The sequence below is a fragment of the Aquariibacter albus genome (assembly GCF_014145335.1).
GTDB classification, from domain to species: Bacteria; Pseudomonadota; Gammaproteobacteria; order Burkholderiales; family Burkholderiaceae_C; genus Aquariibacter; species Aquariibacter albus.
Window position 1 is genome coordinate 560,086 of the sequence record NZ_JACIVI010000001.1, and the last position, 12,927, is coordinate 573,012.

At 66.2% G+C, this 12,927-nt stretch carries 9 protein-coding genes; 5 read left to right on the forward strand and 4 right to left on the reverse strand.

Going from position 1 to position 12,927, the window contains the following annotated elements; all coding sequences use genetic code 11:
* Positions 1–86 precede the first annotated feature (86 nt).
* Positions 87–1,334 carry a phage integrase central domain-containing protein gene (locus H4F90_RS02565; RefSeq protein ID WP_182661193.1) on the forward strand — a complete coding sequence of 416 codons (1,248 nt, stop codon included), beginning with the start codon at positions 87–89 and terminating at the stop codon, positions 1,332–1,334.
* A 121-nt stretch (positions 1,335–1,455) separates the two neighbouring features.
* On the opposite strand, the gene H4F90_RS02570 is transcribed toward H4F90_RS02565, so the two are convergent.
* Positions 1,456–2,481, reverse strand: a complete 1,026-nt coding sequence (locus H4F90_RS02570; protein ID WP_328700806.1) for a nucleotidyl transferase AbiEii/AbiGii toxin family protein — start codon at positions 2,479–2,481, stop codon at positions 1,456–1,458.
* Positions 2,474–3,070 (reverse strand): DUF6088 family protein, encoded by a 597-nt coding sequence (locus H4F90_RS02575; RefSeq protein WP_182661195.1) that lies wholly within the window; start codon positions 3,068–3,070, stop codon positions 2,474–2,476. Before H4F90_RS02575 ends, H4F90_RS02570 begins: the two co-directional genes overlap by 8 nt.
* 188 nt (positions 3,071–3,258) lie before the next feature.
* On the opposite strand from H4F90_RS02575, the gene H4F90_RS02580 reads away from it, so the two are divergent.
* The 4 genes from H4F90_RS02580 to H4F90_RS02595 all read left to right on the forward strand — a co-directional run bounded on the left by H4F90_RS02580 (position 3,259) and on the right by H4F90_RS02595 (position 7,356).
* Positions 3,259–3,909 carry an alpha/beta hydrolase gene (locus H4F90_RS02580; protein WP_182661198.1) on the forward strand — a complete coding sequence of 217 codons (651 nt, stop codon included), beginning with the start codon at positions 3,259–3,261 and terminating at the stop codon, positions 3,907–3,909.
* Entirely contained in the window at positions 3,906–5,114 is a 1,209-nt protein-coding gene (locus H4F90_RS02585) for an XRE family transcriptional regulator (RefSeq protein ID WP_182661200.1), read from the forward strand. The genes H4F90_RS02580 and H4F90_RS02585 overlap by 4 nt, the downstream gene beginning before the upstream one ends.
* Before the next feature lie 37 nt (positions 5,115–5,151).
* The gene (locus H4F90_RS02590) at positions 5,152–5,961 is read left to right on the forward strand and encodes an endonuclease NucS domain-containing protein (RefSeq protein ID WP_182661202.1); all 810 of its coding nucleotides are present in this window, start codon (positions 5,152–5,154) and stop codon (positions 5,959–5,961) included.
* Positions 5,962–6,226: 265 nt separating this feature from the next.
* A protein-coding gene (locus H4F90_RS02595) for an IS3 family transposase (RefSeq protein WP_182661204.1) occupies positions 6,227–7,356 on the forward strand; the annotation gives its coding sequence in 2 pieces (ribosomal slippage) (positions 6,227–6,488 and positions 6,488–7,356; 1,131 coding nt in all).
* Between the two features lie 688 nt (positions 7,357–8,044).
* Here H4F90_RS02595 and H4F90_RS02600 read toward each other — a convergent pair.
* Together H4F90_RS02600 and H4F90_RS02605 are read right to left on the reverse strand one after the other, a co-directional pair.
* Positions 8,045–9,724 (reverse strand): phosphoethanolamine transferase, encoded by a 1,680-nt coding sequence (locus tag H4F90_RS02600; protein ID WP_182661206.1) that lies wholly within the window; start codon positions 9,722–9,724, stop codon positions 8,045–8,047.
* A complete protein-coding gene (locus tag H4F90_RS02605) occupies positions 9,721–12,918 on the reverse strand; it encodes a CusA/CzcA family heavy metal efflux RND transporter (protein ID WP_182661208.1) in 3,198 nt (1,065 codons plus the stop codon). Before H4F90_RS02605 ends, H4F90_RS02600 begins: the two co-directional genes overlap by 4 nt.
* Positions 12,919–12,927 lie beyond the last annotated feature (9 nt).

Sequence of the window (12,927 nt, forward strand, 5' to 3'; positions counted from 1 at the left end):
TGGCACCAGATCAGCTACGGACTATGGCAAGAGATCAAGTTTCAGCGGCTTCCGCCGCTATCAAATCACTGGAAGGCGGCGCCTTCGTGACCCTGCACAGCCGCCTCGATCGAGGCGGTGCGCTGCAGGCGCGCAAGCTCGCCAATGGCGCGGTGCAGCTCTACTGGCGCTACTCCCTCGGCGGCAAGACGAGCCGCGAGCCGATCGGGGTCTACGATCCGTCGGCACCGCCGAAGAAGTTGCAGCCGACACCGCGTGGCTATGGCCTGGCCGCCGCGCTCGAGAAGTGTCGCGAGCTCGCCGACATTCATTCGGCGCGGGCCGACACGGGCGGCCTCCGCGAGGCCAAGGCAGAGAAGCGCAAGTCCTTCGTCGCGCAAAAGGCAGCCGAAGCCGAGAAGTCCGAGCGGACGCTGCAGAAGCTGCTCGACGCCTACGTGTGGCACCTGAAGACCCAGGGTCGTCGCAGCCACGTCGACGCCGACCAGATCTTCAAGCGGCACGTCACCGAAGCGTGGCCGATCGTGGCCGAGGCGCCTGCGGTTGACCTCACGCCTGATCAGGTACTGGACATGCTGCGCAGGCTGATCGAGGCCAACAAGGGACGTACGGCCAACAAGCTGCGTTCGTACCTTCGTGCGGCGTTCCAGTGCGCGCTGGATGTCCGCACCACGGCGTCGATCCCGGTCGTCTTCAAGTCCTTCGGCGCCGTCTTCAACCCGGCCGCGCAGACGCGTCGATCCCCGCAGTTCGATCGTGCTGACAAGCGACCGTTCTCCAAGGCCGAACTCCAGGCGTACTGGAAGCTGATTGCCGCACGCCCGGGCGTCGAGGCAGCGGCGTTGAGGTTGCATGTGCTGACCGGGGGCCAGCGCATCGAACAGTTCGTTCGGCTGAAGTGGGCTGATGTGAGCGATGACGCCCTGACGATCTTCGACGGCAAGGGGCGGCCAGGCCAGGGGCCGCGCGCGCACCAGATTCCGCTCGTGAAGCTGGCCAGGGCCGACCTCGCCCTCCTGAAACGCGAGGGTGAGTTCGCGATCTCGACGACAGCTGGCAAGAAGGCCATTAGCGTGCGGACGCTCGCGGGCTGGGCTCACGACGTGGTCGGTGACTCGATCGAGGGCTTCCAGCTGAAGCGGATTCGATCAGGGGTGGAGACGCTGCTTGCGGCGAACGGCGTCAGCCGCGAGATCAGAGGGCATCTGCAGTCGCACGGCCTGACCGGTGTTCAGGCGCGGCACTACGACGGGCACGACTACATGCCGGAGAAGCGCCAAGCGATCGAGATCCTCGTGCGCGAGGTGTGTCAAAGTGCGCCTGTCGGTGCTTGACGCTTAGCCAGCGTCCGAGTCGATGCGCAGGGTGCGCGTGTCGACCCGGATGTCCGCATTTCCCCAACGCAACACCCGACATCACCCCAAGTGGTCCTGGTGGCGTCGGGCTGATCAGGTCTCAGGTGCTCCCGCGGGCAACAGCGTTAACGCGCTCTGCGAGCGCCTGGCAGTGCTCCAGCAAGGCCTCAAAGGGCTCGGCGTCATCCAAGAGCAGGCCGTCCTCCACCATGCGCTGGTAGTCCTCGGCCAGCGTCTTCCGCGCGTCGCCGCTGGGTGCCAGATCCAGTGCGCCGGTGACCGCTGCGCGGTAGTCGATGGGTGCACCGTCTGGCATCGATTCGGCGAAGAAGATGCTCTTGTGCTCTGCGACGGCGAGCGCCAACGCGCGGTCTGTTGCCGCGCTGTCGGCAAAGCCGGCAGCGTCCAGCCTCGTCACGTCGTGCCAGTGGCGCGCGTAGCGGTCACCGCCTCGAAAGCTGCCTTGGGCGCAGAAGACATGGATGGCTGTGGCCTTCTCCCAGAACGTGCGCTCCGGGCGCATCACCTGGGGGGTGGCCGATGGAAAACTCACTTCCGCAAGGTGCAGCGCAGCGTCGCACGCGACCGGTCGCGGCTCGTTGGGCTCGCCCGTCGATCGCGCGCCGAACTCCAGCAGGACCGAGGGCCGGACATAGCCCGTGCCTTCGCCGAAGGCCTCGTAGTCGATGAAGACCTTCTCACCTTCTGCGCGGGCCGAGGCCTGCAGCCCCTGCTCGGCGAGTGCCTTGGCAAGATCAGGCGCCAGCTTGCCGCTGACGAGTTCGGCAAGGCGCCGCCGGATCGCCTTGCTCCACTTCTTCTCCTGGCTGCGTGACGTGGGCCAGGGGGAGTCGGCCTTTTCGATCAGGTCCGGAGCGATGGCACGGATGTCGTAGGTGAGGTCCACATCTTCCGAGAAGCGCTTGATCACGCCGTAGGCCTTGGAGAGCGATGTGCCGCCCTTGAAGACCAGGTGCTGCGCGTGCGGCCCGGTGAACAGGTGGTGCAGGGCCCAGACGACCCACACGTCCTTCTCGAGCAAGTGCAGGGGACGGCCCGAATGCTCTGCCGCAACGAGCAGCGCCTCGCGCTGATCCTCGCGCGGCATGGCGAAGTATTCAGGCACGGGTCACCAGGCTGCTGACTTGGCTCGCCAGCCAGGTGGGTAGTCGCGCGCGTGCGTTGGCGACGGCCAGCAGTTCCGACGTCGGCAGCTTGTGCCTGAGCTGACCGAGCGCCGCTTCGGAGCCCGATGGCCCCATCCACGCCAGCGAGCGGATGACTTCGCCCGCGGCCTGCCCTGGGTAGAGCAGTTGCCACGGCGGGGCATGCTTCAACTCGACCGTCTGCGCGCCGAGCTTGAGCTTGCGGCTGCGGCCCGAGGTCAGGAAGACCTGGCGCACCGGCACCTGGGTCGTCAGACCCAGCCTGTTCGCTGCAGCCGCACCGTGGCCGACCACGGTTTCGCCGCGCTGGCTGGCCCATTCCTGGACCACTTTGGCAACTTCCGGTGCCCGTGTTCCGAACTTGCCCTTCACTGGCAGGACGTAGACGCCCCGCCCGGCGCGCAGCAGTTCGCCGCTACGCGCCAGGCGCGACAGCGCCTGATCCACCGCAGCCCGGCTGCCAAGGTGCAACAGGGCCTTGGCGGACAGGCTGGTGCCTTCCGGCATGGAGGTGGCGTGCGCGAGGACTTGCTGGGCGAGGTTGGACACGTTGATTCCTTGGTTGTCAGAAGTATGAAGCTATTTCTGACGAAGTTCAAGTGGATCGGTTGCTCGAGGCTTCAGGTGCGCTCCTGGGGGGAAGGGCCTGTGCGCATCCACGCTCCAAAACTGGTTAAGCGAAACAAAATCCGTATAGAATACGTCTAAGCGAAATCGATGACGAGGTGACCCAGAGCATGAATCCGCCCACCAAAGACACGATCCCAGGCCTGCTTCTGCGCAGCATCCCGCGCGAGCTTGTACTCGGCGTCGAAGACGCACTTAATGCTGGTGCTGCGCGCGCGTACGCCGCAGCCAAGGGGATGGATGAGGGCCACCTCCCGCATGTCGTCGGCCAGCTGAGGCACTTCAACATGAACGAAGCCTTCTACCGCGCGCTTGCGGCGGCTGAGGCGACACCAACGGCCATCCAGGGCAACGGCTTGGTCACCGGCCGCACTGGCGTCTTCACCCTCGCCAGGTTCAACATCCCCGAAGGGTTCTGGATCAACGGACGCCGCAGCCAGACACGCCGCCAGATGGCGTTCGCAAACAAGGCCATCGAACCGCTGGTGCAGCCGGAGTTGTTCGATCAGTACCAGCCGCCGGCTGAAGCCGTGGCGTTCTTCGTGGCCTGCTTCTCGGGGTCCTTGCAGATCCAGCCCGAATCGCCCACCTCGATCCAGATCGCAGTGCCCGATCGGTACATGCGCGGCTGGCTGTTCCGCGAGCCGCTGGAGGTGTTTGCCAAGCGCTATGACGTCCAAGAGCCCAGCCAAATCGACCTGGCCGTGCCGAAGCTCAAGAAGAACATCGGCAAGAAGGACATGGACGGCACCTCGTCATGAGCCGCGGTGGTGTTCAAGGGTTTCAGTGTGACCGCCTCAGCCAGATGCTGGCTGCTCGCCGCCTGACCCAAGCGCAGCTCGCTTCGCTGGTGGGGGTGTCGCCCGCGACGGTGAGCAAGTGGCGCGCGGGAACCCAAGCTCCAGAGCGAGATGCACTCGATCGATTGGCCGGGGTTGTCAATGTGACGCCTGAGTGGTTCACCAGGCCGCCGGCGGAGAAGGTTTCGTTGCCGCTCTTCCGGAGCAACGCCTCCGCGCATGTGGCTGCCCGGGCCATGCTGGAAGCTCGGATGGAGTGGGCTCAAGACATTGCGTTGGCCTTGACCGAGTTCGTCGACTTCCCGGCCTTGAACCTGCCGAGCCGCAACTTCACCGACCCTGAGCAGATCACCCATGAAGAGATCGAACTAGCCGCGGCGGAGTGCCGCGATCTCTGGCGACTTGGGCGGTCGGCTGTCCAGGACTTGGCGCTGGCCATCGAAGGCGCTGGGGTCGTGCTCGTCCGTGAGGAGACCGGTATCGCACAGATCGAAGGCCTGTCTGCATGGAGCGCTGTTCTCGGCAGACCGCTGGTGCTTCTCTCTGCCGATAAGGACAACGGTTATCGAAGCCGATTCGACCTCGCCCACGAGCTCGGGCATCTGATCCTTCACAGGCACATCGCGCGTCCAACCGATCGCGAACGTCACAAGGAACTTGAACAGCAGGCCCACAGGTTCGCGGGCGCCTTTCTCCTGCCCGCGGAGACCTTCGCATCCGAAGTGCGCATGCCGGTGACCTTGGACGACTTGCTGTTGATGAAGCGTCGCTGGGGCGTATCCGTTGGCGCGATCTTGATGCGGCTGCGGGCTCTGAAACTCCTGGACGACGAAGGGGCTCAGGCGCTGTTCAAGCGTCGGTCGGCGCGATGGGGCGCCAAGTCGGAACCGGGGGATGGCGATCGAGCGCCTGAGCGACCGCGCTTGCTGCGTCGCACGATCGACCTGCTCGTCGATGAGAACGTGATGCCGCTGGAAGCCATTCCTCGGCATCTCGGCCTTGCGTCGCACGATATCGAGATGCTGGCTGGGTTGCCCGAAGGCTACTTTCAGGGGCGAGGCAACGTCGTTCAACTGGCCCGCATTCGTCAGCCGACGGATGCGCCTGCCGGTTCAGCGTCTGCGCCGAGCACCGTGCTGCCGTTTCGCGGCCCCCGAAGGTCTTGATCGAATCCCTTGCTTGCCTGGAAAGTGAGAACGCCCCATGGCCCGGACCATCTACGACAAGCCGACGCGGGCGCTTCTCAAAGACATGCTCGCCGAGTGGAAGCTGAAGCCCGACGAAACGTTCAGCGCCCAACGTGCGGTTGAGTGGTTCGCAAAGAACTACCCGAAGCTGAAGGCCGGCAGCATCCACGCGCATCTTGTTCAGGCTTCGACGAACGACCCGAGTCGTCGCCACCATCCGGCGACGAATGCGACCGATGATCTCCTGTTCAAGGTTGGGTCACGCGAGTACCGGCGCTACCAGCCTGGCGTAGATCCAGCGCCGATTCATCAGCCAGGCAAGACTCAGATCGCTGGCGCCGGTGGAGCGATGGTCACCGTCGACGAGGAGGACGACGATGCCGGGGCCGCCGTTGACGCCGCGCTCGCCGGCTCGACCCAGTTCGCCCTCGAGAAGGACCTGCAGCGCTACCTGGCCGACAACCTCCAGCTCATCGAGCCTGGGCTGACCTTGTTCCAGGACGAAGACATCACCGGGTTCGAGTACCCCGCTGGCGGAGGCCGCCGCATCGACATCTTGGCAAAGGACAAGTCGGGCAACTTCGTTGTGCTCGAACTGAAGGTCGAGAAGGGCTACGACCGCGTGGTCGGGCAACTCCTGCGCTACGTGAACTGGGTGCGGAAGGAGCTTGCTGAGCCGGGCCAGCGCGTGCGCGGCATCATCGTTTGCCGGACGATGTCTGAAGACTTGGTCCTGGCCTGTGCCAGCAACAAGGAAGTGGAACTCTACGAGTACCGTCTCCAAGTGACGGTGTCGAAAGTGCCCGCTCTTGAACTCCCCGCGTAAGCGCGCAGGCCTGTTTCATGATGCTCGGTATTCACCGCTTTCGGGAGACTTGTCATGACTGCGCCGCGCCCGCTCCGCAATCCTGAGGTATGCGTCAATCTGTGGGCCTATGCCGATGAGGCTGGCTACATTGCGCGCGTCGCAGCACGAAGCTACGTCCTGGATGGCGACGACGCGGCCAAGCTGGCTGTCTTGCATCTGACCTGCAACCCGCGACCCGTACCACGGCAATAGAGAAGAATCCGCGCAACCGAGAGGAAGCGCGATGCGCAAGAGCAGGTACACAGACGAGCAGATCATTGGATTCATCAAGCAGGCCGATGCCGGCATGAGCGTGGCGGATCTGTGCCGCCGAGAGGGTTTCAGCTCGGCGACCTTCTACAAGTGGCGGGCCAAGTTCGGCGGCATGGAGACCAGCGACGCCAAGCGGCTGCGTGACCTGGAAGCCGAGAACAACCGTCTCAAGAAGCTGCTGGCCGAGGCCGTGTTGGACAACGAGGCGCTGAAGGTGGCCTTCGGCATAAAGCGCTGAGCCCACCGGCGAAGCGACGCGGGGTGGGCATGATGTTGGAAGCGACCTCGATCAGTGAACGGCGGGCTTGTGCCTTGGTGGGCCTGTCGCGCGACAGCTGGCGGCACCCGCCCCGGCGTGCGCAGCACGACCAGGCGACGAGCCAGCGCATCGTCGAGCTTGCGCATGAGCGGCGGCGCTTCGGCTACCGGCGCATCGGCGATTTGCTGCGCGCGGCAGGCAGCAAGATCAACGACAAGCGCGTGTACCGGCTCTACAAGCTGGCTGATCTGTCGGTGCGAAAGCGCCGCGGCAAGCAGCGCCTGAAGCTCGAACGCGTGCCGCTGCACGAGTGCCAGACGATCAACGAGGTGTGGAGCATGGACTTCGTCAGCGACAGCCTGGCCAGCGGGCGGCGCATCAAGTGCCTGACCGTCACCGACGACTTCAGTCACGAGTGCGTGGACATCGCGGTCGATCACGGCATCGGGGGCGAGTACGTCGTGCGCGTGCTCGACCAGGTCGCGCGGTTCCGGGGCTACCCGCAGGCCGTGAGAACCGACCAGGGGCCGGAGTTCACCAGCCGCGCCTTCATGGCCTGGGCTCAGGCCAAGGGCGTGCGCCACATCCTGAACCAGCCGGGCAAGCCCACGCAAAACGCCTACATCGAGAGCTTCAACGGCAAGTTCCGCGACGAGTGCTTGAACGAGCACTGGTTCCAGATCCTGAAGCAGGCTCGCGACGAGATTGCACGCTGGCGGACCGACTATAACGAGGTCCGGCCGCACAGCAGCTGCGGGCGGATGCCGCCGGCGAAGTTTGCGGCACAGCATCGACAAACGACCGGTGGCGCCGTGCCGGCGCCGCAGCAAGCCCAGGAGTAACCTCCTTCAACCTAGCGGATTCCTCATATCGACTGGTACGGGTTTTGGGGGCAGGTCACTCGCTCGAGCTGTCGCACCGCGACGAGCGCTGGGTCGATCGCCGCCCGGGTGCCGCACGCGAGACCGAGGTCGCCGCGGCCCCACCCTTGTGGATGCCCGGGCAGCAAAGCCGTCGGCGCGCACTGTCCGAGGCCCTGGCTGCGAGTGCGGACACGGCCGCGACATTCGGCCGCTGGCAGGTCGCCGGCCAAATGCGCTAAGCCGCCTGGCACCTAGCCATTGCGCAGGCGGACGTGCAGCAGGTCGAAGCGCAGCAACAGGCGCTGGATCCGCTGGCCAGCGGCGTGTCCGCGCTGGCGATCTGGCGCAGGCCGAGGCTCTTGCGGCCATCTCACCAGCGAAGCCCAGCTGCGGCTGCAAGAAGCCAAACGCCAGTGGACGTTGCGCGTGGGCCCCGGCACCATGGATGAGCCGCATCGATATGCGTCATATGCACGAGCCGGACACGTCATCTCTTTTTTCGGCGCTTCGACGGCAAGGCCTTGTTCCGATGCTTCCGCTGGCGTCGATCCTGCCAGTGCAGCCAGAGCCCACAGACCACCGCCACGGCCAGCATGGCAAGGGCCATCCAGCCGAAAAGCTCATGCACCGCGTTGTGAAGAGAACCCGCCTGCATGACGCATCCAGGTCAGGTGGGCAGATGCACCTTCGGTGCGGACAGCACCGGGCAGTCCGTCCGCCCCCTTGCGCCCGCCAGCACATCCAGATCGGCCGCGTATTCGCCCGTGGACACACCGAACGCTCCCAGCAGCGTGTGGAACAAGTTGTCGTGCGAGAGCTTCTGCTGGGCTGCGGCCTTCAGACAGCCGGTGTTCGGTGCGAGCCGCTGCTTCGCCGTCTCGTTCATCCACAGCAGCATCGGCACGTGCGACTGCTCGTGCGGTGCCACCCAGCGTGGCATGCCATGGAGGAACACGCCGCGCTCGCCCAGCGACTCGCCGTGGTCGGACACGTAGAGCAGCAGCACGTCCCGGTCGGCCACCTCTTGCTGCAAGGTGTCGATCGCTCGGGCAAGGATGCGTGAGGTGTAGTCGATCGTGTTGTCGTAGGTGTTGACGATGGCTTCGGGCGTGCAGTCCTGCAGGCGGTTCGTCTCGCAGGTCGGCTGGAAGCGTGCGGGCTGCGGGTAGCGCTTGAAGTAGGCCGGGCCGTGGCTGCCTTGCTGGTGCAGCACGACGAGGGCGTCGCCGGATGTGATGGCGAGCTGCCGTTCCAGCGCATCGACGAGCAGGCCGTCGAGGCAATCCGCGTCGGGCTTGCAATGCAGCTCGTGCAGCCGCACGGTCGGCACCCGGTCGCACACGCGCTTGCAGCCCGAGTTGTTGTCGACCCAGGTCACCTGCACGCCGGTGCGCTTGAGCACGTCCAGCAGGTTCTCGCGCTGCTGGCTGGCTTCGACGCTGAACCGTTCCACACCCAGGCCCGAGAACATGCAGGGCAAGGAGGTGGCCGTGTCGGTGCCGCACGAGGTGACGTCGGGGAAGTAGACGATGGGCTGGCCGTCCAGTGCGTCGTTCGTCGGGCGGGCGTAGCCGCCGAGAGAGAAGTTGTCGGCCCGCGCGGTTTCACCGACCACCAGCACGACCAGCAGGGGACGCTGACCTGCGGCATCGGCCCGTTTCGCATCCAGGGCCACGGGTGTCAGGGGCCCGAGGCGCTTCGGCCTCAGGGCACCGTACAAGCCGCCCAGGTAGTTGCTCGGGACAAGCTGGAGGCGCAGCTCGCGGTGGTTGCGGAACGTGGGCGCGTAGATGGCATAGAAGGCCGTGAGCGCCGCACCCAGCGTCAGGCCCGCCAGCACGGACAGGACGACGCTCGATCGCCAAGAGGCCCGGAAGGATTCCGGCCGGACGGGCAGCAAGAGCACGGCCACCGCCGGCAGCACGCCGCGCAGCAGCACGTCCAGGGCCAGTGTGCCGGTGAGCAGGTCGAGCGCCTCGCGCAGGTCGGTCTGCAACACGTTCTGCACCATGCCCCGGTCGAGCAGCACGCCCCACACGTCGACGAAGTGAGCCGCCGGCGCGGAGGCCAGCAGCAGCACGGCGAAGACGACCCGGGCAACACGCGGCGGCCCGGCCCATCGGAGCACGGCCGTGGTGAAGGTCCACAGCACCAGGGCCAGCGCGATCGTGGCCGCCACCGTCGAGGGCGTCGGGCTCTGGGCACCGATGAAGGTGCGCCAGAAGCTGAGGTTGTCCACGGCCACCAACCAGGCCGCCACGCCACCGGCCAGCCATGTGGCGGACAGGCCCGGGCGCGACTCGCCCGCGCTCTGCGGCGAGCGCTTGCGCAGAGGAGCCAGCCTCATGGCTGCGCGCCGTGCCCGGAGATCACCGGATAGTCCGGCGTCTTCTCGTCTTCGTCCAGGACCTCGTCCTCATCACGTCGGTGGGCCAGCCGGTACAGCACCGGCAGCACCAGCAGGGTCAGCGCGGTCGACGACAGGATGCCGCCGATCACCACGGTGGCCAGCGGGCGCTGCACCTCGGCACCCGTGCCCGTGGCCAGCGCCATCGGCACGAAGCCCAGCGATGCCACCAGCGCGGTCATCAGCACCGGGCGCAGGCGGGTTACCGCGCCTTCGTGGATGGCTGCATCGAGCGGCTTGCCGCTTTCGCGCAGGTTGCGGATGAACGAGATCATCACCAGTCCGTTGAGCACCGCCACGCCCGAGAGCGCGATGAAGCCCACGGCGGCCGAGATCGACAGCGGAATGCCGCGCATCCACAGCGCCACGATGCCACCCGTCAGCGCGAACGGGATGCCGGTGAACACCAGCAGGCCGTCCTTGACGTTGCCGAACATCGCGAACAGCAGCGTGAACACCAGCAGCAGCGACACCGGCACCACGATCTTGAGACGCCCCGTGGCCGATTGCAGGTTCTCGAACTGCCCGCCCCAGGTCAGCCAATAGCCGCTGGGCACCTTCACTTGCTGCTGGATGGCCTGCTCGGCCTCGGCCACGAAGGAGCCGATGTCGCGCCCGCGCACGTTGGCGCTGACCACGACACGGCGTTTTCCGTCTTCGCGGCTGACCTGGTTGGGCCCTGGTGCCAGCGACAGCGTGGCCACCTCGCCCAGCGGGATGTAGCGCACGCTGGCCGACTCAGCCGTCTTCGGCAAAGCGATGGGCATGCGCTTGATGGCCTCCAGGTCGCTGCGCAGGTTGTCCGGCAGGCGCACGAGGATGTCGAAGCGGCGGTCGCCCTGGAAGAACGTGCCGGCCTCGCGCCCGCCGATGGCGGTGGACAGCGTGTCCTGCACGTCCTGCACGTTCAGGCCGTAGCGCGAGGTCTTCTCGCGGTCGATCTCGATGCTGAGCATGGGCAGGCCGGTGGTCTGCTCGACGTTGACCTCCGACGCACCCGGCATCTGCTTCAGCAGCGCGGCGATCTGCTCGGCCGAGGCGTTGAGCTGGTCCATGTCGTCGCCGAACACCTTCACCGCCACGTCGCTGCGCACGCCCGAGATCAGTTCGTTGAAGCGCAGCTGGATGGGCTGCGAGAACTCGTAGTTCTGCCCCGGCTGCTTGGCGGCCTCGGCCTGCACGGCGGCGATCAGCTCCTCGCGGGTCTTGCGTGGCTCGGGCCATTCGTCCTTGGGCTTGAGCATCACGTAGGCGTCCGAGATGTTGGGCGGCATCGGGTCGGCCGCGATCTCGGCCGTGCCGGTGCGCGCGAACACGCGCTCGATCTCGGGGAACTTCGCCTTCAGCGTGGCTTCGAGCTGCTGCTGCATCGCCACCGACTGCGTGAGGCTAGTGCCGGGAATGCGCAGCGCCTGCACCGCGAAGTCGCCTTCGTTGAGGCTGGGCACGAACTCGCTGCCCAGGCGCGTGGCCAGCAGGCCCGACAACAGCACCGCCACCGCGGCGAAGGTCAGCACCAGCGGCTTGGCGGTCATCACCCGGTCGAGCAGCGGCTCATAGGCCCGGCGTGCCCAGCCCATCAGCCGGTTCTCTTTCTCGCCGACGTTCTTGCCGATGAACAGCGCCACGGCCGCCGGCACGAAGGTCACCGAGAGGATCATCGCGCCCACCAGCGCGATCACCACCGTGAAGGCCATCGGGTGGAACATCTTTCCTTCCACGCCGGCCAGGGCAAAGATCGGTAGGTACACGATCATGATGATCAACTGGCCGAAGATCAGCGGCCGGCGCGCTTCCTGCGACGCGAGGAAGACCTCGTGGAAGCGTTCGCTGCGCGTCAGCGGCCGGCCGTGGTGCTCTTGTGCGTGCGCGAGGCGGCGCACGCAGTTCTCCACGATCACGACCGCGCCGTCGATGATGATCCCGAAGTCGAGCGCGCCCAGGCTCATCAGGTTGGCGCTGACCTTCTGGTTCACCATGCCGGTGAAGGTGAACAGCATCGACAGCGGGATCACCATCGCCGTGAGCACCGCCGCGCGCAGGTTGCCGAGGAAGAGGAACAGCACCGCGATCACGAGGATCGCGCCTTCGAGCAGGTTCTTCTTCACCGTGGCGATGGCCTTGTCGACCAGCGTGGTGCGGTCGTAGACCGTGACCGCGTGGATGCCCTCGGGCAGGTTGCGGTTGATCTCGGTCATCTTCTTGTCGACCGCCTGGGCCACGGTGCGGCTGTTCTCGCCGATCAGCATGAAGACGGTGCCCAGCACCACCTCGCGGCCGTTGTCGGTGGCCGCGCCCGTGCGCAGCTCGCGGCCGATGTCTACCGTGGCCACGTCGCGCACGCGCACCGGCACGCCGCCCTCGTTGCGCAGCACCACGTTGCGGATGTCGTCCATCGACTTCACCTGCCCGGGTGCGCGCACCAGGTACTGCTCGCCGCGCCGCTCGATGTAGCCGGCCCCGGCATTGCCGTTGTTGCGCTCGATGGCCTGCACCACATCACCCAGCGTGAGGCCGTAGGCCGACAGCTTGGCCGGGTCGGGCGCGACCTGGAACTCCTTCTCGAAGCCGCCGATCGAGTTGATCTCGGTCACGCCGGGCACGTTGCGCAGCTGCGGCTTGATGATCCAGTCCTGAATCTCGCGCAGGTCGGTGGGCGTGTAGGGGTTGCCGTCGGGCTTCTTGGCCCCGTCCTTCGCCTCGACCGTCCACAGGTAGATCTCGCCCAGGCCGGTCGAGGTGGGCCCGATGGCAGCGGCCACGCCGGCGGGCAGTTGGTCGCGTGCGGCCTGCAGGCGCTCGTTGACCAGTTGCCGCGCGAAGTAGATGTCGGTGCCGTCGCGGAAGATCACCGTCACCTGCGACAGCCCGTAGCGCGACAGCGAGCGCGTCTGCTGAAGGCCGGGCAGGCCGGCCATCGCGGTCTCGATCGGGAAGGTGACGCGTTGCTCGGTTTCCAGCGGTGAATAGCCGGACGCCGCGGTGTTGATCTGCACCTGCACGTTGGTGATGTCGGGCACGGCGTCGATGGGCAGCTTCTGGTAGCTGAAGATGCCCAGCGCGGCCATGCCCAGCACGGCCAGCAGCACCAGCCATCGATGCTCGATGGAGAAGCGGATGATGCGTTCGAACATGAATCGGCT

Coding starts and splice junctions, on each gene's coding strand:
- H4F90_RS02580 (WP_182661198.1), top strand. CDS start 3,259: ATGAATCCGCCCACCAAAGACACGATCCCAGGCCTGCTTCTGCGCAGC.
- H4F90_RS02585 (WP_182661200.1), top strand. CDS start 3,906: ATGAGCCGCGGTGGTGTTCAAGGGTTTCAGTGTGACCGCCTCAGCCAG.
- H4F90_RS02590 (WP_182661202.1), top strand. CDS start 5,152: ATGGCCCGGACCATCTACGACAAGCCGACGCGGGCGCTTCTCAAAGAC.
- H4F90_RS02600 (WP_182661206.1), bottom strand. CDS start 9,724: ATGAGGCTGGCTCCTCTGCGCAAGCGCTCGCCGCAGAGCGCGGGCGAG.
- H4F90_RS02605 (WP_182661208.1), bottom strand. CDS start 12,918: ATGTTCGAACGCATCATCCGCTTCTCCATCGAGCATCGATGGCTGGTG.